At 72.6% G+C, this 20,748-nt stretch carries 19 protein-coding genes and 1 pseudogene; 7 read left to right on the top strand and 13 right to left on the bottom strand.

The genetic code is table 11. The features are described from left to right. Positions 1–69: 69 nt before the first annotated feature. The 8 genes from ACIP79_RS15035 to ACIP79_RS15000 form a co-directional block, all read right to left on the bottom strand. Entirely contained in the window at positions 70–1,080 is a 1,011-nt protein-coding gene (locus ACIP79_RS15035; protein ID WP_401223198.1) for an LLM class F420-dependent oxidoreductase, read from the bottom strand. 116 nt (positions 1,081–1,196) lie between these two features. Next, positions 1,197–2,054 carry a hypothetical protein gene (locus tag ACIP79_RS15030; RefSeq protein WP_401223437.1) on the bottom strand — a complete coding sequence of 286 codons (858 nt, stop codon included), beginning with the start codon at positions 2,052–2,054 and terminating at the stop codon, positions 1,197–1,199. Between the two features lie 159 nt (positions 2,055–2,213). Further along, the gene (locus tag ACIP79_RS15025; protein ID WP_401223196.1) at positions 2,214–3,170 is read right to left on the bottom strand and encodes an N-acetylmuramoyl-L-alanine amidase; all 957 of its coding nucleotides are present in this window, start codon (positions 3,168–3,170) and stop codon (positions 2,214–2,216) included. A gap of 85 nt (positions 3,171–3,255) precedes the next feature. Further along, a complete protein-coding gene (locus tag ACIP79_RS15020) occupies positions 3,256–3,894 on the bottom strand; it encodes a LysE family translocator (RefSeq protein ID WP_401223195.1) in 639 nt (212 codons plus the stop codon). A 69-nt stretch (positions 3,895–3,963) separates the two neighbouring features. Next, positions 3,964–4,614 (bottom strand): class I SAM-dependent methyltransferase, encoded by a 651-nt coding sequence (locus ACIP79_RS15015; RefSeq protein WP_383679779.1) that lies wholly within the window; start codon positions 4,612–4,614, stop codon positions 3,964–3,966. A gap of 105 nt (positions 4,615–4,719) precedes the next feature. Further along, positions 4,720–6,459 (bottom strand): MFS transporter, encoded by a 1,740-nt coding sequence (locus ACIP79_RS15010; RefSeq protein ID WP_401223192.1) that lies wholly within the window; start codon positions 6,457–6,459, stop codon positions 4,720–4,722. Positions 6,460–6,712: 253 nt separating this feature from the next. Then, positions 6,713–7,345, bottom strand: coding sequence for a response regulator (locus ACIP79_RS15005; protein WP_401223435.1), 633 nt, complete (start codon positions 7,343–7,345; stop codon positions 6,713–6,715). 5 nt (positions 7,346–7,350) lie between these two features. Next, the gene (locus ACIP79_RS15000) at positions 7,351–7,887 is read right to left on the bottom strand and encodes a MarR family winged helix-turn-helix transcriptional regulator (RefSeq protein WP_401223190.1); all 537 of its coding nucleotides are present in this window, start codon (positions 7,885–7,887) and stop codon (positions 7,351–7,353) included. A 189-nt stretch (positions 7,888–8,076) separates the two neighbouring features. Here ACIP79_RS15000 and ACIP79_RS14995 point away from each other — a divergent pair, with 189 nt between their 5' ends. Then, on the top strand, positions 8,077–9,042 hold the full coding sequence (locus ACIP79_RS14995; RefSeq protein WP_401223189.1) for a zinc-binding alcohol dehydrogenase family protein: 966 nt from the start codon (positions 8,077–8,079) through the stop codon (positions 9,040–9,042). A 38-nt stretch (positions 9,043–9,080) separates the two neighbouring features. Here the strand turns inward: ACIP79_RS14995 and ACIP79_RS14990 are convergent, their stop codons facing one another. Beyond that, a complete protein-coding gene (locus ACIP79_RS14990; protein ID WP_401223187.1) occupies positions 9,081–10,445 on the bottom strand; it encodes a sensor histidine kinase in 1,365 nt (454 codons plus the stop codon). Positions 10,446–10,841: 396 nt separating this feature from the next. On the opposite strand from ACIP79_RS14990, the gene ACIP79_RS14985 reads away from it, so the two are divergent. The 3 genes from ACIP79_RS14985 to ACIP79_RS14975 are packed head-to-tail and all read left to right on the top strand — an operon-like array spanning position 10,842 to position 13,809. Continuing rightward, positions 10,842–11,717 carry a MaoC/PaaZ C-terminal domain-containing protein gene (locus ACIP79_RS14985; protein WP_401223185.1) on the top strand — a complete coding sequence of 292 codons (876 nt, stop codon included), beginning with the start codon at positions 10,842–10,844 and terminating at the stop codon, positions 11,715–11,717. 34 nt (positions 11,718–11,751) lie between these two features. Then, positions 11,752–12,828 carry a Zn-dependent alcohol dehydrogenase gene (locus ACIP79_RS14980; RefSeq protein ID WP_401223183.1) on the top strand — a complete coding sequence of 359 codons (1,077 nt, stop codon included), beginning with the start codon at positions 11,752–11,754 and terminating at the stop codon, positions 12,826–12,828. 42 nt (positions 12,829–12,870) lie between these two features. Next, entirely contained in the window at positions 12,871–13,809 is a 939-nt protein-coding gene (locus ACIP79_RS14975; RefSeq protein ID WP_401223182.1) for a 3-oxoacyl-ACP reductase, read from the top strand. An 88-nt stretch (positions 13,810–13,897) separates the two neighbouring features. Here the strand turns inward: ACIP79_RS14975 and ACIP79_RS14970 are convergent, their stop codons facing one another. Further along, the gene (locus ACIP79_RS14970; protein ID WP_401223180.1) at positions 13,898–14,047 is read right to left on the bottom strand and encodes a hypothetical protein; all 150 of its coding nucleotides are present in this window, start codon (positions 14,045–14,047) and stop codon (positions 13,898–13,900) included. A gap of 583 nt (positions 14,048–14,630) precedes the next feature. Next, positions 14,631–15,770: pseudogene (locus ACIP79_RS14965) on the bottom strand (hypothetical protein); the annotation flags it as partial. A gap of 242 nt (positions 15,771–16,012) precedes the next feature. Between ACIP79_RS14965 and ACIP79_RS14960 the strand changes: the two are divergent. The 3 genes from ACIP79_RS14960 to ACIP79_RS14950 are packed head-to-tail and all read left to right on the top strand — an operon-like array spanning position 16,013 to position 19,134. Then, the gene (locus ACIP79_RS14960; RefSeq protein WP_401223179.1) at positions 16,013–16,864 is read left to right on the top strand and encodes a Nif3-like dinuclear metal center hexameric protein; all 852 of its coding nucleotides are present in this window, start codon (positions 16,013–16,015) and stop codon (positions 16,862–16,864) included. Continuing rightward, entirely contained in the window at positions 16,861–17,604 is a 744-nt protein-coding gene (locus ACIP79_RS14955; RefSeq protein WP_401223433.1) for a zinc ribbon domain-containing protein, read from the top strand. Before ACIP79_RS14960 ends, ACIP79_RS14955 begins: the two co-directional genes overlap by 4 nt. A gap of 12 nt (positions 17,605–17,616) precedes the next feature. Then, a complete protein-coding gene (locus ACIP79_RS14950; protein WP_401223178.1) occupies positions 17,617–19,134 on the top strand; it encodes a bifunctional RNase H/acid phosphatase in 1,518 nt (505 codons plus the stop codon). A gap of 36 nt (positions 19,135–19,170) precedes the next feature. Here ACIP79_RS14950 and eda read toward each other — a convergent pair whose 3' ends face one another. Together eda and yaaA are read right to left on the bottom strand one after the other, a co-directional pair. Then, entirely contained in the window at positions 19,171–19,818 is a 648-nt protein-coding gene (eda, locus tag ACIP79_RS14945; RefSeq protein WP_401223176.1) for a bifunctional 4-hydroxy-2-oxoglutarate aldolase/2-dehydro-3-deoxy-phosphogluconate aldolase, read from the bottom strand. 72 nt (positions 19,819–19,890) lie between these two features. Beyond that, complete coding sequence (gene yaaA, locus ACIP79_RS14940; RefSeq protein ID WP_401223175.1) at positions 19,891–20,691, bottom strand: peroxide stress protein YaaA; 801 nt, start codon at positions 20,689–20,691, stop codon at positions 19,891–19,893. Between the last annotated feature and the right edge of the window lie 57 nt (positions 20,692–20,748).

The following is a 20,748-nucleotide window of genomic DNA, read 5'->3' as shown; positions in this document are numbered from 1 at the left end:
GCAAGGAGCCGCTCATGGCAAGGAGCCGTTCCCGGTGAGGAGTTGAGCCGGGTCAGGAGTTGAGCCGGGTCAGGAGTTCAGCTCGGCCAGCACCCGGAGGGTGTGCGGGTCCGGTGAGAGGACGAGCAGATCGGTCACCGGGCCCTTGCGCCACAACTCCAGCCGCTCGGCGATGCGTTCACGCGGTCCCACGAGGGAGATCTCGTCGGCGAACGCGTCGGGCACGGCGAGCACGGCCTCCTCGCGCCGCCCCGCGAGGAACAGCTCCTGGACCCGCCTGGCCTCCTCCTCGAAACCCATCCGCGCCATCAGGTCGGCGTGGAAGTTGCGTGCGGCGTGCCCCATCCCGCCGATGTAGAAGCCCAGCATGGCCTTGACCGGCAGCAGCCCTTCGGCGAGGTCGTCGCAGACGTGCGCGCGGGCCATCGGCGCGATGAGGAAACCGTCGCGCAGATCGGTCAGCGAGGCCTCGTACGCCTGGGGGCGGGTCGGCGACCAGTACAGCGGCAGCCAGCCGTCCGCGATCCGGGTCGTCTGCGCGATGTTCCTCGGGCCCTCCGCGCCGAGCAGCACGGGCAGTTCGGCGCGCAGCGGATGCGTGATGGACTTGAGGGCCTTGCCGAGCCCGGTGCCGTCGGCGCCCCGGTAGGGGTGGGAGTGGAAACGCCCGTCCAGCTCGACGGGGGCCGCACGCCGGAGGACCTGGCGCACGACGTCGACGTACTCCCGGGTCGCGGTCAGCGGTGACTTGGGGAACGGCCGCCCGTACCAGCCCTCGACCACCTGCGGGCCGGAGAGGCCGAGGCCGAGCATCACGCGCCCGCCGGAGAGATGGTCGAGCGTGAGCGCCTGCATGGCGGTGGTGGTGGGGGAGCGGGCGGCCATCTGCGCGACGGCGGTGCCGAGTCTGATGCGGGACGTCTGCGCGGCGATCCAGGTCAGCGGCGTGAAGGCGTCGCTTCCCCAGGACTCGGCGGTCCACACGGAGTGGTAGCCGAGCCGCTCCGCCTCCTGGGCGAGCGGCACGTGGTCGGCGGAGGGGCCGCGTCCCCAGTAGCCGAGTGCGAGACCGAGCCGCATGTCGCCTCCAGGCACTGTGTTCTGACGGTGCGTCAATCACTGGCCGGGTGAGCCTACGACAGCGGCCCCCCGCCCGGAAGGGCGAGGGGCCGTGCTGGACGAACGTGGGGCGGACGTCAGCCGCGCTGGATGCCGCTGGTGTCCTGAAGGACGCCACGACGGCCGTCCTGGGTCTGCGCCACCAGGCTCGGGCCGCGCTGCTCGACGGCCAAGTACCAGGTGCCGGGCGCCAGTTCGGCGATCGGCGTCGGCGAACCGTCCTCCGAGTACAGCGGACGCGGCACCGGAACCGCGAACCAGAACGGGGAGAAGTCCCCGGCCGGCTGCTGCACCTGCGGGGTCGGCGCCTGCTGCGGCTGGCTGGGCTGGCCGGCGAACGGCTGGCCCTGGCCCGTCTGCGGCTGACCACCGTAGGGCTGACCCGGCTGACCCGGCTGGCCCGGCTGCGGGGCGCCCGGGTAGCCGTATCCACCCTGGGGCTGACCGCCGTAGGGCTGCGGGGTGGCCGGCTTGGGGGCGGGGAGCAGCGCGCCCTTCAGGGCCGGGACGAGGGGGGTGGCGATGGCGCCGCCGGCCAGGATCAGGGTGGCGACGAGGCCCAGGATGGCGCCCGTTCCCGCGTCCGGGCCGCTGCCGGAGAGGCCGCCGAGGTTGTTGTAGCCACCCGCCGGGTCGAAGACGTTCCCGAGGGCGCTCCACGCGGCGAAGACCGTGAAGGCGACGCCGAACTGGCCGAGGTCGAGGCCGGCGACCTTCGGGACCTGCGGCAGGCCTCGGGAGACGATGATCAGTGCGGCGCCGATGATGCCCGCCAGGAAGACGCTCATCAGGAGCGGGGCGCTTCCCCAGGCGTTCGGGAGGTCGACCCCTTCGGCACCGTCGGCGGAGTAGATGGCGAAGAACGAGGCGATGAAGAGCAGAACCGCTGCTCCGATCACCACGCCGTCGCCTCGAGTGAGGGAGCGGATATTCACTTCCATGTCCTTCGTCAGTCGTCTCGTCATCGGTGGAGGCGTCGCTGCCACCATGCCGCCGTAAGGCCCTGGTGTGAAGCGCGGGGGTGGCCCCTCATCGTAGGGACGACACTATCTCCCGCCCCATGAGGGTGTCCGCCCGGTTCAGCGCACTGATCGTCACTCGCGCAGGAAACTCACGATTCCCTCAGAGATCCCCCGTGCCGCCCGCTGCCGCCACGCGTCGCTGGTCAGCAGGGCGGCGTCCTCGCTGTCGCGCATGTTGCCGCACTCGATGAACACCTTGGGAACCGTTGACAGATTGAGACCGCCCAGATCCGTACGGACGTCGAGGCCGGTGCCGTCGCCGATGTAGTTGGAGGCCCCGGTGCCGGTCTCGCGGGCGAAACCGCCCGCGACGCGTTCACCGAGTTCGCGGGAGGGGGCGACGATCGGGCGGGTGTCGGCGGCGCCCTCGTGGACCGGGCCGGGAAGGATCACGTGGAAACCGCGGTTGCCGGCGCCGGAGCCGTCCGCGTGGATCGAGATCGCCGCATCCGCGTGCGCCTTGTTGCCGATCTCGGCCCGCTCGTCGACGCACGGACCCCATGAACGGTCGTCGTCCTGGGTGAACTTCACGGTGGCGCCCTGCTTCTGCAGGATCGTACGCAGCCGCCGCGACACGTCGAGCGTGAACTGCGCCTCCGCGTAACCCGAGTTGGTCGCCGTACCCGTCGTGTCGCATTCCTTCGAGTTCGTGCCGATGTCGACCTTGCGGTTGATCTCGGCCGTGTGCCGGAAGTTGCCCGGGTTGTGCCCCGGGTCGATGACGACGACCTTGCCCTTGAGGGGCGTGGCGGCGGGCGCGGAGGACGTGGAGCCCGAGGGGCTCGGCCGCTTGGCGTCGTCGGTCGCCGACGCGGACCCGGCCGGGGAACCGGCGTTGTCTCCGGGCGCGGAGGACGCGGCCCCCGGCGTCTGCCGTGCCGCCGCCCCGCCGTCGGAGCCGTCGTCCAGCGCCTGCCAGAGCAGCCATCCGGCCAGCGCACCCGGCACCAGCGCGGCCACCGCCACGGTCAGCAGCCGCCGGGAGCGGCGCGGGCGGGGAGGATCGAAGTCCGGACCTACGTACGACACGGGTGCCACCCTACGGGTCCGCGTCCGGCGTGGTCCGCGGGGTGCCCGTGACGGGAGAGGCGCCGGGCTCCGGCCCAGGTGGCGGCTACTCCTTGCGCCCCGTCGCGGCGACCGTCACGCCGAGGCCGATCATCGTGAGGCCGCCGACTCCGCCGATCATGGCGAGCCGCCGCGGTGAATTGGCGAACCAGTCCCGGGTGGTGGCCGCGGCCAGCCCCCACACGCTGTCGCACACCACCGCGATCGCGTTGAAGACCAGACCGAGCAGCAGCATCTGCGCCGTGACGTGCCCCTGGCTCCGGTCGACGAACTGGGGCAGTACGGCGGCGAAGAACACGATGGTCTTCGGGTTGGCCACGCCGACCGCGAACCCCTCCCAGAATGTCCGCAGCCCGCCGTGCGCGGGGCCCTCACCGGTGAACGCCGCGTGCAGCGACCGGCGTTGGCGCACGGCCCGCACCCCGAGGTAGACCAGATAGGCGGCGCCCACCAGCTTCAGCGCCGTGAAGACGAGCACCGAGCGCTCCACCACGGCCCCGACCCCGAGAGCCACGGCGACGACGAGGACGTACGCCCCGAGCGTGTTCCCCGCGACCGTCGTCAGCGCGGCACGGCGCCCCTGCGCCAGCGCGCGCCCGATCACGAACAGCACGCTGGGGCCGGGTATCACGATCAGCAGCAACGACATGGCCGCGAAGGCGAGCAGTCGGTCGGCGGGCACCATGCCGCCATGTGAACACGGGGGCGGAGCCCGCCTCCAGCGCTTTTCCACGCGCGAGGGCGGAGCCGCGGTTCAGATGCCGGGCCCCGTGCGCCGCAGCACCCGCAGCGAGTCCGTCGCCGAGACCTCCGTGAAGGCGCCGGACGCCAGGGCGCGGAGGTAGACGCGGTAGGGCGCCTGCCCGGTGAACTCGTCGACGGGGTCGGGGAACACGTCGTGGATCAGCAGCAGCCCGCCCTCGGCGACGTGCGGCGCCCAGCCCTCGTAGTCGCCGGACGCGTGCTCGTCGGTGTGGCCGCCGTCGATGAAGACCAGCCCGAGGGGCGAGTTCCAGAACGCGGCGATCTGCGGCGAGCGGCCGACGACCGCGACCACGTGGTCCTCCAGGCCCGCCCGGTGGAGCGTGCGCCGGAAGGCCGGGAGGGTGTCCATCAGGCCGAGCTCGGGGTCCACCGTCGCCGGGTCGTGGTACTCCCAGCCCGGCTGCTGCTCCTCGCTGCCCCGGTGGTGGTCGACGGTGACCGCGGTGACGCCGGCCGCGCGCGCCGCGTCGGCGAGCAGCAGCGTGGAGCGCCCGCAGTAGGTGCCCACCTCAAGGAGCGGCAGCCCCAGCCGTCCGGCCTCGACCGCCGCCTCGTACAGCGCGAGCCCCTCGCCCGTGGGCATGAACCCCTTGGCCGCCTCGAAGGCGGCGAGGATCTCGGGCTCGGGTGCCGCGGGCATGGGGGTCCTCCGGTTCGTACGTGTCTGTGGGCGCCCCATGGTGCACCAGCACCCCCGGCGCAGGGGCGACGGGGGTGCTGGTGGATGTGCTGGTGGATGTGCTGTTCAGGCGCGGACGGGCTCGCCGGGCAGCGCCAGGTCCAGGCTGACCGGGCGCTCGTCCCCGGCGTGCGTCGCCGACGAGGCGAGCGGGCCGTGGCCGGTGGCCTTGGCTGCCAGGACGTAGGAGCCCTCGGTGGGCACGGCGAGCGCGTAGCTGCCGTCCTCCGCGGAGAGCGTCGCGCCGGCCTGCCGGCCGCGCCGGTCGATCAGGGTGACCTTGGCGCGGGCGACGGGGACACCGGCGGCGTCCAGGACCCGGCCGCGGAAGCCGCCGAGGATCTCCTGCGCCCGTTCCAGCGCGGCGTCCTCGTCGCTGCTGGCGCGCAGTACCGGCGCGGTCGCCGGACGTCCGCGCGGCAGGAACAGGGCCATCAGCAGGCCGACGGCCACCGCGCCCGTCGCGATCAGGAAGGAGACCCGGAAGCCGTGCATGGACGGGACGGCGACGCCGCCGACGTTGTTCGCCGTGTTGGCCAGCACCATGCCGATGACGGCACTGGACACCGACGTACCGATCGAACGCATCAGGGTGTTGAGGCCGTTCGCCGCGCCGGTCTCCGAGGCGGGGACCGCGCCGACGATCAGGGCGGGGAGCGAGGAGTACGCGAGGCCGATACCGGCGCCCAGGACGACCGCGATGACGATGGTCTGCCAGGCGGCGCTCATCAGGCCGAGGCCCGCGCCGTAGCCGATCGCGATGATCAGCATGCCGAGGATCAGGGTGACCTTGGGGCCGTACTTGGCGGAGATCCTGGCGTACACCGGCGCCGTGAACATCATCGTCAGGCCGAGCGGCGCCACGCACAGGCCCGCGACGACCATCGACTGGCCGAGGCCGTAGCCGGTGGACTTCGGGAGCTGGAGGAGCTGCGGCAGGACGAGGGAGACGGCGTAGAAGGCGACGCCGACCATGATCGAGGCGAGGTTGGTGAACAGCACCGCGCGACGGGCCGTGGTGCGCAGGTCCACCAGCGGGGCCTTCACGCGCAGCTCCATCACGCCCCACAGGAGGAGGACGACGGCCGCGGCGCCGAACAGGCCGAGGGTGGTGACCGAGGTCCAGCCCCAGTCGCTGCCCTTGGTGATCGGCAGCAGGAAGAGGATGAGGCCCGCCGAGAGTCCGATCGCGCCGAGGACGTCGAAGGTGCCCTTCGCGCGCATCGGGGACTCCGGTACGGCGACGAGGGTGAGGACGATCGAGACGACGCCGAGACCGGCGGCGAGGAAGAACAGGGCGTGCCAGTCGGCGTGCTGGGCGACCAGTGCCGCGATCGGCAGCGCGAGTCCGCCGCCGACGCCGATCGAGGAGCTCATCAGGGCCATCGCCGAGCCGAGTTTCTCGCGGGGGAGCATGTCGCGCATCAGGCCGATGCCCAGGGGTATCGCGCCCATGGCGAAGCCCTGGAGCGAACGGCCGACGATCATCACCAGGAGCTGGCTGGTGAAACCGGCGATCAGTGAGCCCACGACCATCACGGACAGGCTCAGGAGCAGCATCCGCCGCTTGCCGTACAGGTCACCGAGCCGGCCCATGATCGGCGTGGCCACGGCGCCCGCGAGCAGGGTCGAGGTCATCACCCAGGTGGCGTTGCTGGGCGTGGTGCCGAGCAGCTCCGGCAGGTCCTTGATGACCGGCACCAGCAGGGTCTGCATCACCGCGACAACGATGCCCGCGAAGGCGAGCACCGGCACGATCGCGCCGCTCGGCCTCCGCGCGGGCTGTTCGGTCGTCGTGTGCGTCATTACGTGAGGCCTCCAGGCCGAAGAGGGGGAACGTGCTCGCGGGGCGAGTCCGGGGTCGTCCGAGGGGCAGCGAAGGGTCAGCGAAGGGTCATCCGCGCGGTGATCGGTGCGGTGATCTCTGCGGGATACGTGCAAGGTGAACCCGGTGTACCCGGGCAACTATTCCGATGCTTCGGCCCACTAACTAATTCTTGACCTACCCATGAAGATCTGACCGGCCGTCAAGCGGGCGGGAGGCCGCCTCGGCAGCCCTCTAGAGCCAGCCCTGCCGCCGCGCCTCCCGCATCGCCTCCATGCGGTTGCGGGTGTTCGTCTTGCCGATGGCGGACGAGAGGTAGTTGCGGACGGTCGACTCGGAGAGGTGCAGTCGGCCCGCGATGTCGGCGACGGTGGCGCCGTCCACCGAGGCGTTCAGTACGTCGCACTCGCGGGCGGTGAGCGGATTGGGCCCGGCGCTCAGCGCGACCGCGGCGAGCGCCGGATCGATGACCTTCTCGCCGGTCAGCACCCGGCGGATCGCCTGCGCGAGCTCCTCCACGGGCCCGTCCTTGACCAGGAACCCGGCGGCCCCCGCCTCCATGGCCCGCCGCAGATAGCCGGGGCGCCCGAAGGTCGTGAGGATCAGTACCCGGCAGTCGGGCGACTGGTCCCGCAGCTCGGCCGCCGCGTCCAGCCCGCTCATCCCCGGCAGCTCGATGTCCAGCAGCGCCACGTCGGGCCGGTGGACCAGCGCCGCGTCCACGATCGCGTCTCCCGTCGACACCTGCGCCACCACCTGGATGTCGGCCTCCATCCCCAGCAGCAGCGCGAGGGCGCCCCGCATCATCCCCTGATCCTCGGCGAGCAGCACGCGAATGGACTTGGCGGGACGGTGGTCCCGGGGCATCTCGTTCACGGGGTCAGCGTATGGCCCGCGGAACCGCGCAGGAGCTTTGCGGCGAGCGCGCGGACCTGGGTGTGTTCGGCGGGGGTCAGGGGCTCGGTCAGGGCGATGATCCGCCGTTCCACCTCGGCGACGCACTCCGCGGTGAGCCGCTGGCCCGGTTCGGTGAGGGCGACCAGGACGGCACGGCCGTCGTCGGGTGAGGGCAGACGCCGGACCAGGCCGCGTTTCTCGGCGCGGGTGACCAGACCGGTCATGGAGGACTTGTCCAGCCCCAGATGGCGGGCCAGCTCCAGCATGCCGGCCCTGCGGTCGCGCAGGATGCCGAGCAGGCGGACCTGGATCAGGGAGAGGTCGTGCTCGGCGGCGACTCGGGTCAGGACGCCCTGGACCAGGAACGAGAGCTGGACCAGGGCGTCCATGGTGGTCAGGGGGGCGTCGGCGGTGGCGTGGGCGGTGGCGGTGGCGTCGGGGTGGGGGCCAGGGCCGGAGCTGAGGTCGAGGTCGGCGGGATCGGGGGTCGGGCTGGGGGATTCCTGAGCCATGGGGCCCCTTCGGTTGACTTGGTACGTGGCACAAACTACCTTCGAATTAGTACGCGCCGCAAACTATATCGTCGTACGAGGTGAGTGGTGCGCGATCCGAACCCGAGTGGTGCGCGACGCGAACCGGTATGCGGGCTGGACCGAAGGTCAGGCCCAGTACAGGTGCTCACCCGATCCAGGAGGTCAGCGATGCACGCAGCAGTCGTCCGTTCCTTCGACCGTCCGCCCCGCTTCGACACCGTCGACACGCCCCGGCCCGCCGGGGAGCACCAGATCCTGGTGGACGTCCTGGCCGCCGGTCTCCACCCCCGGGTGCGGTCCGACGCCAACGGCACGCACTACACCGCCGACGGGGTGCTGCCGCTGGTCCCCGGCATCGACGCGGTCGGACGTACGGCGGAGGGCGAGCTGCTCTACTTCGTCGCCCCGGACAGCGGGCCGGGCACCATGGCCGAGCGAGCCCTCGTTGACCGCTGCCGGGCCGTCACTCTGCCGCCCGGCACCGACCCGGTCGCCGTGGCCGCCGCGATGAACCCCGGTATGTCCTCCTGGGTCGCCCTCCGCCGTCGCGTCACGCTCCCGCCGGGCGCCTCCGTGCTGGTCCTGGGCGCGGCCGGCAACGCCGGACAGCTCGCCGTCCGGATCGCGAAGCACCTCGGCGCCGCCCATGTCGTGGGCGCGGGCCGCGACCCGGAGCGGCTGGCGCTGCTGCCGGGGCTGGGCGCGGACGAGACCGTCTCCCTGCTGGGCGACCCCGAGAAGGTCGCCGACCGGCTCGGCCGGTGCGCGGGCGACGCGGACGTGGTCGTCGACTACCTGTGGGGCCCGGCCGCCGAACACGCCATGCCCGCGCTGCTCCTGGCGCGTCCCGACCGCGCCAAGCCGCTGGCCTGGATCCAGATCGGCGCGGTGGCGGGGGCGGAGATCACCCTGCCCTCCGCCCTGCTGCGGGCCGCGAACCTCCAGATCATGGGGAGCGGCCAGGGCTCGGTCACCACCGCCGGAATCGTCGCCGAACTGCCCTCCCTCGCCGCGGAGATCGCCGCCGGCATCCTGGCGGTCGATCCCCTCGCCCTGCCGCTGTCCCAGGTCGAGGAGGCGTGGAACACCCGCACGGAGCCCGGACAGCGGATCGTGCTGACGCCGGGTGGGTGAGGGTTCGAGGGCTGCTCGACCTGCCTGACCTGCCCGACCTATTTCACTCGCTCTAGTCGCTCCACCAGTTGGGCCTGCTCCACCAGCGAATCCCAGCGGGCCGGCGCATTCCGGCGGTTCAGCGCATCCCGGGGCTCCAGCGCATCCCGGGGCTCCAGTGGATCCACCGGTTCGGTCGGAAGCTCGGCCGACACCGTGAATCCGCCGTGGGTGCCCGGACCGGCGTCCAGTGAGCCCCCCGCCCCCGCGAGCCGCTCCGTGAGGCCCTTGAGTCCGGTGCCGGTTCCGGTGCCACCGCCCGGCTCCTGGGCGTCGGTGCTGCCGGCACCGGTGCCGTCGTCGGTGACGGTGAGGCGGACGCGTTCGGAGGTGCCGTCGACGGTGATGTCGCAATGGGCGGCGCCACTGTGCCGTACGACGTTGGTGACCGCCTCGCGGACCACCCAGCCGAGCAGGACCTCGGTCTGGGGCGTGAGGGGTGTGCCCGACCGGTGGACGGCCGGTTCGACGCCGGCCGCGGTCAGGGCCGAGCGGGCGCCCTCCAGCTCCGTGGCGAGGCTGCCCTCGCGGTAGCCGGTGACCGCCTCGCGTATCTCCGTGAGGGCCTGGCGCCCCACCGACTCGATGTCCGTGACCTGGACGAGGGCGGCGGTCAGGTCGCGCTGGGCCAGCCGACGGGCCGCCTCCGACTTCACCACGATCACCGAGAGCGTGTGGCCGAGCAGGTCGTGCAGGTCACGGGAGAAGCGCAGCCGTTCCTTCTCGACAGCGCGGTGCGCCAACTCCTCGCGGGCCGAGCGCAGTTCGCGTACCGCGTCGGAGAGGGAGAGGATCGCGGCGGTCACCGCGGTGGACAGGAAGGTGCCGTAGGCGATGTTGATCGCGTCCCAGCCCTCGTGGAACCAGCCGATCGCCCCCGCGAGCACGCTCAGACCGACCGCGATCCGGCCGAGCGGCCTGCCCCTGACCACCGAGCCGACGGCCAGGCCCAGCAGCGGGAAGAACCACAGCCAGGTGCCGCCGTACCCGACGGCGAGACCGAAGGTCAGCACCGCCATCGCGCCGAGCGCCGCCCGGGTCGAGCGGGCCTTCCGCGACTCCTTACCGAAGGCGCGGAACACGACGTAGATGTAGAGGGAGTTGAAGACGAACAGGCCCAGACCGCCGATCAGGGGGTTCGGTGTCCTGCCCTGGACGAGGTTGGAGAACGAGCCCATGCCCATCAGCAGCCAGGGCAGCATCGTGAAGCCGCTGGGCGGCGGCCCCAGTTCGTCGGGCTGCGACTCCCCGGAGTTGCCGGAGTTTCCGGATCGTCCGGACCGCCCGGACGCCCCGTGCGTCTCGGTGCGGCAGTTCCGCCTCTTCTTCCCGGTCATCCCGGTCATCCCGGTCTTCCCTGCCATCGCGTCTCCCCGTCGTCGAATGCGATGACGACGACGCTACGGACCGGGGGCGCCGGCCGGCAGAGGGGTTTGTCAGGAGCCGGCCGGGACAAATGTCACCGCCCGCCGGGCGTACGTCCATCGCGCACCCGTCCGTCGGGCGTGCGTCTGACGTCGGTCCGCACCCGATCTGACATGGTGTCAGGAGTCTTCACAACTACCCTGCTCTGGGCTATACAAGGGGTCGCCGGACTGGAACGCGTTCTAGAACGGGCGGGTTCCGCGGCCCGGTGTCGACCTCGGTGCGGCCGACGGTGCGGACGGTCGTGCCGAGGTTTTCCACAGACGATCGCAGGCGATCACAGCGAGACCGGCAATCACAGCGAGACAGGCGATCACGAGCGATTCAGGAGCCCCATGCCCATCGACGCCGCCAAGGCCGTTGCCGCCGAGCCCCGGACGGGAGAGATCGCCTGGGGTCACAAGGACGTCCAGCTCTACCACCTCGGTGTCGGCGCGGGCGCCAACCCCGACCGGCACGACCCCGCCACCGACCCGGACGAACTCCGCTACACCCTGGAATCCAGGCTGCACGTCCTGCCGAGCTTCGCGACCGTCGCGGGCGCGGGCCGCCCCGCGGTGATCAGCGGCCTCTCCCTGCCGGGCATCGAGGTCGACCTCGCGCGCGTACTGCACGGCGGCCAGACCCTCTCGCTGCACCGCCCGATCCCGGTCGAGGGCAGCGCGACGACGAGCATGCGGATCGCCGCCGTGTACGACAAGACCAAGGCCGCGATCCTCGTCATGCGCACCGAAGTCGCGGACGCCGAGGGCCCGTTGTGGACGAACGACTCGCAGATCTTCGTACGCGGCGAGGGCGGCTGGGGCGGCGACCGGGGTCCCTCCGCCCGCCCGGAGCCACCCTCCGGACCGCCGGTCAAGGCCGTCGACCGCCCGCTGCGCGAGGACCAGGCCCTGCTCTACCGGCTCTCCGGGGACTGGAACCCGCTGCACGCCGACCCCGAGTTCGCCAAGCTCGCCGGGTTCGAGCGGCCGATCCTGCACGGGCTGTGCACGTACGGCATCACGCTCAAGGCGGCCGTCGACACGCTGCTCGGCGGCGATGTGACCCGCGTCCGCTCCTACACCACCCGCTTCGCCGGTGTCGCCTTCCCGGGGGAGACCCTGCGCATCCGGATGTGGCGCCGCCCCGGCCGGATCCAGCTGGCCGTCACCGCCGTGGAGCGGGACCACGCGCCGGTCCTCACCGACACGATCGTTGAGCACGTCTGACTGTCGTACGTACCTTCCCGAGGGGAGCCGCACCATGCGCGCAGCCGTACAGCACGAGATAGGCCAGGAGAAGCTGGAAGTCCTCGACGACATCGAGGCGGTGGGCTTCGGTCCCGGCAGGGTGAGGATCCGGGTGCGGGCGACCGGGCTGTGCCACTCGGACCTCTCGGCGATGAACGGCGTACTGCCGCAGCCGGCGCCGTTCGTCCCCGGGCACGAGGGCGCCGGTGAGGTCGTGGAGGTCGGCGAGGGCGTCACCGACGTGAAGGCCGGCGACCGGGTCGTCGTCTGCTGGCTGCCGGCCTGCGGAGTCTGTCCCGCCTGCAAGCGCGGCCAGACCGAACTGTGTCTGGCCGGGTTCATGAACGCGGGCACCCCCAACTTCCGTCGCCCCGGCGGCGATGTCTTCGGCTTCGCGGGCACCGGCACCTTCGCCGAGGAGGTCGTGGTCGACGCCGGGTGCGCCGTGCCGATCCCCGACGACGTGCCCTTCGACATCGCCGCCCTCATCGGCTGCGGGGTCACCACCGGACTCGGCGCCGCGCTCAACACCGCGGACGTGGAAGCCGGTTCGTCGGTCGCCGTGATCGGCTGCGGCGGCGTGGGCATCTCCGCGATCCAGGGCGCGCGGCTCAAGGGCGCCGCCGAGATCGTCGCCGTCGACCCGGTCGCCTCCCGTCGCGAGGCGGCGCTGCGGTTCGGCGCCACCCAGGCCGTCTCCCCGAACGAACTCCCGGACGCCAGGCAGCGGATCACCGCGGGCGAGGGCTTCGACTACGTCTTCGAGGTCGTCGGCCGCTCCGCCACCGCCCGCACCGCCTACGAGAACACCCGGCGCGGCGGCACCCTCGTCGTGGTCGGCGCGGGCGCCATGGACGACTTCCTCCAGCTCAACATGTTCGAGCTGTTCTTCGACGAGAAGCGGATCCTGCCCTCGATGTACGGCGGCGGAGACGTCCTGCGTTCCTACGAGCGGACCGTCGCCCTGTGGCGCGCGGGCCGCATCGACCTGGAGGGCCTGATCACCCACCGGGTGCCGCTCGCCGAGATCAACGAGGCGCTGGACCAGATGCGGACCGGCACGGCACTGCGCACGTGCATCGAGCTCTGAGACCCCGGCCGCCCATAGTCTCTCCAACCCCCAAGGACCCTGATGTCACTGCCACTTGAAGGGCTGTCCGCGGTCGTCACGGGTGCCGGCCGTGGACTGGGCCGGGCCGAGGCGCTGGAGCTGGGCCGGCTGGGCGCGGCCGTCGTCGTCAACGACTACGGCCGTCCCGGGCGGGACGGTTCCGGCGAGGCGTCGGCCACCCCGGCCGAGGAGGTCGCCGCCGAGATCCGCAAGGCGGGCGGCCGGGCCGTCGCCCACACCGGCGACGTCGCCGACCACGAACAGGCCCGCGAACTGGTCGAGTCGGCGGTCACCGAGTTCGGGAAGCTGGACATCCTGGTCAACAACGCGGGCATCCTGCGCGACCGGATGGTCTTCTCGATGTCGGAGGACGAGTGGGACTCGGTCATCAGGGTGCACCTGAAGGGCCACTTCAACACCACCCACTTCGCGTCCGTCCACTGGCGGGCGCGGTCCAAGGCGGCGGGCGCCGCCGTGTACGGGCGGATCGTGAACACCTCCTCGGAGGCGTTCCTCGCCGGTTCGGCGGGCCAGCCCAACTACGCCGCGGCCAAAGGAGGAATCGTCGGGCTGACGACGTCCACGGCGCTGGCCCTCGCCAAGTACGGCGTGACCGCGAACGCGATCTGTCCGCGCGCGAGGACCCGGATGACCCAGGACGTGTTCGCCGGTTTCGCCGAGCCGGAGGACGGGCTCGATCCGCTGGCCCCGGAGCATGTCGCCCCGCTCGTCGGCTACTTGGCCTCACCCGCCGCCGCGCGCGTCAACGGCCAGCTCCTCGTGGTGCACGGCGGCATGGTCGCGATCGTCGAACGCCCCCGGGTGGCGGCCAAGTTCGACAGTGGCCAGGACACCTTCACCTACGACGAACTCGACGGGCTGCTCACTCCGCACTACGCCGACCGGCCGGCCGGGGAGACGTTCGCGGCGGCGGAGGTACTGGGCCTCAAGCGGGGGTAGCCGCCTCCGGTTCGGAGGGAGCCCTCGCATGCCACGACCCCGCCCGCTGTCACAGCGGGCGGGGCCGTGGTGTCGCTCCAGCCTGTCGTCAGGCCGGGTTGCCCTGCTCGGCGGGCTTGCGGTGGCGGCCCTGCGGGGTCGCGTCCGCCTGCTGGCCGGAGACCGGCCCGCGGTGCTTGCCGTGGCCCTCGGCCTTGGTGTCCGTGGCCGGGTATTCCATGGTGCTGGTGTCGCTCATGTGGTGTTCACCCCGTAAACAAGATCCTTCTTTGTGCCCGTGGATCCTATCCGGCGGTCAGGACAGGGGCGTCGGCGGGTACGCCTTCGCCGCCCGCTTCCTCGTCGGCGCCGTCCGTCCCGTTCCTGACGGCTGCTGGAGCCGGGGGCTCGCTTTCGGGGTGAACGGGGGTGCTCTCAAATCCCTTAGGGGGGAGGGGAGTTGGCTGGCTCGTCGAGGGCGTCGAGGGCGTCGAGGGCGTCGAGGGTGACGGAGACGCAGAGGGCACCGGGGGTGCCGGGGACGGCGTGGGTGCCGAGGGTCCCGCCGGGTTAGGCGGAAGCGTTGCCGCGCGCGGGGAGATCTCCTCCGTGCGGGGAGTAGCCGTTCCCGCACGGTGATAGGCCGCTCCCGCGAGGGAAGAGGGCGTTCCCGCGAGGGAAGAAGGCGTTTCTACGCGGCCGGAATCCGCTCCCGCCGGGGCAGAAGCCTCCGCGCGGCCGGAAGCCGCTGCCGCCCGCGGAGAAGCCCCCGCCCGGCCGGAAACCGCTCCCGCCCGCGGAGAACCCCCCGCCCGACCGGCAACCGCTCCCACACGACCAGGAGCCCTCATCCGCCCCGTCAGCGGAGCCTGCTGGAGCGGGATCGGTCGGGTGGCGGCCCGCGCCGGGGGTGCCGGGGGAGCCTGCGGAGAGGCGGACGGGGTCACCGGCGCCGGTGCGGACACCCTCGCCACTCCGTAGGTGAGTGCCCCCGTGGCGTACGGAAGCTGGAGGACCCCCTCCCTGCTCCACAGCCCCGCCCCCGGCAACCACCCCTCGGGCGCGGCGACATGGTGGACCTGCCCTTCGGCGGGGCGCCACAGGCCCACCCAGGTGCCGGTCGGGCCGTCGACGCGGAGGGCGACCGCGCAGCTCTCCGGCATCAGTACCTGGCCGGGCTGGATCGCGAACGGGGTCACCGTGCAGTCGGTGAGCTGGAGACTCTCCGGGAAGCGGATCGGCAGGGTGCTGCCGAGGACGCCCCAGCCGAGGCGGCCGTGGCCCGGCGACGGGGCGTCGGAACGGATCAGGATGAGTCCGCTGTCCGCGTCGGCGAGAAGCAGCCGGTCGTCGCTGGTCTCGGCGATCTGGAGCAGGGGCGACACCTCGCCGCCGCGCTCCAGATCCACCACGACCGTCTTGGCGCGGCCGTCCTGGAAGCGGTCCAGGGCCAGCAGGCGCCCGGTGCCGTCCAGCCACACCCCGCCCGAGCAGCGGCCGGGCACCTCGGCCAGATGCTCGGGCCCGAAGGCGCCGCCCGCCACCAGCCACACCGCCGTGGACCCCCGTCCCACGGCGATGGCGTACGCGTGCTCCCCGTCCGGCGCGGGCGGCAGCAGCCGCAGCCGGGTCCCCGGGTCCGGGCACTCCACCGCGCCGAGCGGCAGCTCACCGGTGCCCGGCCCGGTCGGATAGAGCAGCGAGAACGCGTGCCGCCCGGCCGTCTCGCGGTGGATCAGCACCCGCCCGTCGGTCAGCGGCAGCACCTCGGTGCCCGGCTCCTCCGGCTGATGGGAGGGCAGCGGTACGGCGTACGGCTCGGGGCCGTCCAGGGTCCAGCGCTCCGGATACCAGGACTCGCCGTCGAGGGCGAGGCGTGCCGCGTACGTACCGTCCGCGGTGATCACGCAGGCGGGGCGGGCGGCCCGCTCGTCCTCGTTCTCAGCCGCCTCGTTCCCGGGTTCGGTGGCACAGGCCGTCATCGTTCGGTCACCTCCGGCCACGAAGCTAGTTTTCGTACGCACAGACGTGGGACCGGCAAGCGGACGCTTCACACATAAGGGTGGCTGTGCCGAGATTCGCCTGAGGAAACGGGGGCGGGTGTGCTGAACGGGGCGGGCGGCGGGTGCGGGAGCGGGGTGACCGCGGCGCCCTCGCCGCCGGGGTCGCGGGCGAGGGTCCCGCGGCAGGTGGGGGAACGACGTGAGCCAGGTAGCCTTTCCCCGTGCCCCGTCTGTCTGAAGTCATCGCCGCTCTCGACGCCCTCTGGCCCCCCGAGCGGGCCGAGGGATGGGACGCGGTCGGCACGGTCTGCGGCGACCCCGGCCAGGAGGTCACGCGCGTGCTGTTCGCCGTCGACCCCGTCCAGGACGTCGTGGACGAGGCGCTGAAGCTGGGCGCCGGCCTGCTGGTCACCCACCACCCGCTCTATCTGCGCGGTACGACGACGGTCGCGGCCGACACCTTCAAGGGCCGGGTCGTGCACACCCTGATCAAGAACGACATCGCGCTGCACGTCGCCCACACGAACGCCGACCGGGCCGATCCGGGCGTCTCCGACGCCCTCGCGGGCGCGCTCGACCTGCGGGTCCTGCGCCCTCTGGTGCCGGATCCGACAGACCCGGACGGCCGCCGGGGCCTGGGCCGTGTCTGCGAGCTGGACCACCCGCTGACCGTCCGCGAGTTCGCCGCGCGCGCCGCCGAGCGGCTGCCGGCCACCGCGCAGGGCATCCGGGTCGCGGGCGATCCCGAGGCGCTGGTACGGACCGTCGCGGTCAGCGGCGGCTCCGGCGACAGCCTTTTCGACGACGTACGCGCCGCGGGCGTGGACGCCTTCCTCACCGCGGACCTGCGCCACCACCCGGTGAGCGAGGCCCGCGCCCACAGTCCTCTCGCGCTGCTCGACGCGGCGCACTGGGCCACCGAGTGGCCCTGGTGCGAGCTGGCCGCCGCCCAGCTCGACGAGATCTCCGACCGGAACGGATGGGGACTTCGCGTCCACGTCTCCAAGACGGTCACCGACCCCTGGACCGCCCACGCGGCCTCGAACACCGATACCTCAGGAGCCCCCAACTGAACGCCGCGCCCGCCGACCAGATCCGACTCCTCGACGTCCAGTCCCTCGACGCCCGCCTCCAGCAGCTCGCGCACAAGCGCGGGTCGCTGCCCGAGTACGCCGAGATCGAGTCGCTGACCAAGGACCTCACGCAGCTGCGCGACCTGCTCGTCGCCTCGCAGACCGAGGAGAGCGACTGCGCCCGCGAGCAGACCAAGGCCGAGCAGGACGTGGACCAGGTGCGTCAGCGCGCCGTCCGCGACCAGAAGCGCCTCGACTCCGGTGCCGTGTCCTCGCCCAAGGACCTGGAGAACCTCCAGCGCGAGATCGTCTCCCTCGCCAAGCGGCAGGGTGACCTGGAGGACGTCGTCCTGGAGGTCATGGAGCGCCGCGAGTCCGCCGAGCAGCGGGCCGCCGAGCTGACCGAGCGGGTCGCCTCCGTCCAGGCGAAGATCGACGACGCCACCGCCCGCCGGGACGCCGCCCACGAGTCGCTGGACGGCGAGACGGCCACGGTGACCAAGGAGCGCCAGGTCATCGCGGCCTCCGTCCCCGCCGACCTCCTCAAGCTGTACGACAAGCTGCGCCAGCAGCAGGGCGGCGTCGGCGCGGCCCGCCTCTACCAGCGCCGCTGCGAGGGCTGCCGTCTGGAGCTCAACATCACCGAGGTCAACGAGGTGAAGGCCGCCTCCCCCGACACCGTGCTCCGCTGCGAGAACTGCCGCCGCATCCTGGTGCGCACGTCCGAGTCCGGCCTGTAAGGAGCCTGTGCGGTGCGGGAGTTCATCGTCGAGGCCGACGGCGGTTCCCGGGGCAACCCGGGTCCCGCGGGCTACGGCGCCGTGGTCGTCGACGCGGCCACCGGGGAGACACTGGCGGAGGCCGCCGAGTACATCGGCGTGGCCACCAACAACGTCGCCGAGTACCGCGGGCTGATCGCCGGCCTCACGGCCGCCCGCGCCCTCGACCCCGGCGCCCCCGTCCACGTCCGCATGGACTCCAAGCTCGTCGTCGAGCAGATGTCGGGCCGCTGGAAAATCAAACACCCCGACATGAAGCCCCTCGCCGCGCAGGCGGCGCGAATCCTCCCACCCTCACAAGTGACGTACGAGTGGATCCCGCGCGAGCAGAACAAGCACGCGGACCGGCTCGCCAACGAGGCGATGGACGCGGCGAAGCGCGGAGACACGCCGGCTTTGAAGGCGCCGGCTCCGGAAGCGCCCCGTCAGGGGCGCGGGGAACTGCGCGACCAGCCCCCGCGGGCCGGTAGCCGGACGGCTGTCGGAGGCGAAGCGGCGTCGGCGGCGGTGCGAGGAGAGAGGGCCGCCTCGGAGGTGCCGGGTTTTCAGGGGCGCGAGGAACTGCGCGGTCAACCCCCACGGGCCGGTAGCCGGACGGCTGTCGGAGGCGAAGCGGCGTCGGCGGCGGTGCGAGGAGAGAGGGCCGCCTCGGAGGTGCCGGGTTTTCAGGGGCGCGAGGAACTGCGCGGTCAACCCCCACGGGCCGGCAGCCGGGCGACTGCCGAAGGAGGCTCCCCCTCACCCGGCGGCGAAGCCGCGAGGGCCGCCGGCGCGCGGGCGGACAACGCACGGGCCAATGACATGCGCGCCGCGCGCAACGTGGCCACCGGTACCCCGACCGTCGGCTGGGGCGCACCCCCCGACCTGGGCCCCCCGACCACCTTCGTACTCCTGCGCCACGGCGAAACCCCCCTGACCCCCCAGAAACGCTTCTCCGGCAGCGGCGGTACGAACCCCGCCCTGTCCCCGGCGGGCAGAGACCAGGCCGAGCGAGCCGCCAGTTCACTGGCGACCCCCGGCACGATCCAGGCGATCGTCGCGTCCCCCCTCACCCGCACCCGCGAAACCGCCGCGACCGTAGCCACCCGCCTCGGCCTGGAGGTGGTCATCGACGAGGGCCTGCGCGAGACGGACTTCGGAGCCTGGGAAGGCATGACCTTCGGCGAGGTCCGCGAGCGTTACCCCGAAGACCTGAACGCCTGGCTCGCGTCCCCGGACGCCGAACCGACCGGCGGCGGCGAGAGCTTCACGGCCACCGCCCACCGCATCTCCGCAACCCGCGACAAACTCACCGCCGCCTACGCGGGCCGCACGGTCCTGCTCGTCACCCACGTCACCCCGATCAAGACCCTGGTTCGCCTCGCGATCGGCGCCCCGGCGGAGTCCCTGTTCCGCATGGAACTGTCCGCGGCCTCCCTCTCCACGGTGGCGTACTACGCGGACGGCAACGCGAGCCTGCGCCTCTTCAACGACACCTCGCACCTGCGCTGACCGGAGACGGGCCGGGCCGGAGCCGCCGCCCAAGCCCTACGGCTGCCGCAGCGCCGCCGCCTCCCGCGCCAGGGACTCGATCCGCCCCCAGTCCCGCGCCGCGACCGCGTCCGCGGGAAGCATCCAACTGCCGCCCACACAACCGACGTTGGGCAGCGAGAGGTACTCGGGCGCGGAGTCGAGGCCGATCCCGCCCGTCGGGCAGAACCGGGCCTGCGGCAACGGCCCCGCCAGCGACCTGAGATAAGCCGTACCCCCCGCGGCCTCCGCCGGGAAGAACTTCATCTCGCGCACCCCCCGCTCCAGCATCGCCACGACCTCCGACGTCGTGGACACCCCCGGCAGGAACGGCACCCCGGACCCCTCCATGGCGGCGAGCAGCACGTCCGTCCACCCCGGGCTGACCAGAAAACGCGCTCCCGCGTCCACGCACCGGGCGACCTGCGCAGGCGAGAGCACGGTCCCCGCCCCGACCACCGCGTCCGGCACCTCCGAGGCGATCGCCCGGATCGCGTCCAGCGCCGCCGGCGTCCGCAGCGTCACCTCGATCGCCGGCAGCCCGCCCGCGACCAGCGCCCGCGCGAGCGGTACGGCGTCGGCGGCGTCCTGGAGCACGACGACGGGGACGACCGGCGCGAGGTCCAGTACCGAGGCATGCGGAGACGAGGGCAGCGGCGAAGTCATGCCGCTCATCCTGCCCGCGGTGCGCAGCATGCGCAAAGGGCGTTGCGCATGCTGCAATACAAGCGAGGCGGGTCAGTGGATCTCCGTCACCACCACGTCCAGCGCCCACGGCCTGCCCGCCTTCGCGGGAGCCTGCGCCTCCACCGCGTACCCGAGGTCCCGCAACGCCTCCACCAGCTCGGCAGGCCCCTTCGGAGCCGCCCCCGCCAGCAGCAGGCTGCGCACGATCTTCCCCTTGGTCGCCTTGTTGAAGTGGCTGACCACGGACCGCTTCTCGACGCCGTTCACGAGCTGCGAGTGCAGCACCCGCACCGTCGCCGTCCGCCCGGCCACCTCACCCGTCGGCCGCCAGGCAGCCGCGTACGCGGAGGACCGCAGATCGAGGACGAGCCCGCCGCCCGCCGCCTCGGGCAGCGCAGCGGCCATCGGCGTACGCCAGTACGCGCCCAGCGCCCCCAGCGCGGGCAGCTTCACCCCCATCGAGCAGCGGTACGAGGGGATCCGGTCGGTCATCCGGACCGCGCCCCACAGCCCGGAGAAGGCGAGGAGCGAGCGGCCCGCGCGGCGCTTGGCCGCGGGGTCGAGCGAGGCCAGGTCGAGGGCGTCGTAGAGGACTCCGGTGTAGATCTCCCCGGCCGGGCGCGCGCCCGCGGTCCGCAGCTCCGTGTTCTTGGCGATCTCGCCGCGCAGACCGTCGCTAAGCCCGAGTGCCTCGCGGGCCTTCTCCTCGTCGCCCAGACACAGCTCCACCAGCTCGTCGAGGACCGCCTGCCGGGTCTCGGTGAGCCCCGGCAGCGACAGCGACTCCAGCTTCAGCGCGGTTCCCCGGCCGGAGGGCGCCTTGCCCTCGGAGGGGGGCAGCAGCACGAGCACGGTGGTATCTCCCTACGGTGGATCTGGCCCCGGCCAGCCTAAACGGTGGCCGGAAGA

It is taken from the genome of Streptomyces sp. NPDC088747 (assembly GCF_044751025.1).
Lineage (GTDB): Bacteria > Actinomycetota > Actinomycetes > Streptomycetales > Streptomycetaceae > Streptomyces.
The sequence above is the reverse complement of the archived record's forward strand: the minus strand, read 5'-3'. Positions and strand labels throughout refer to the sequence as shown.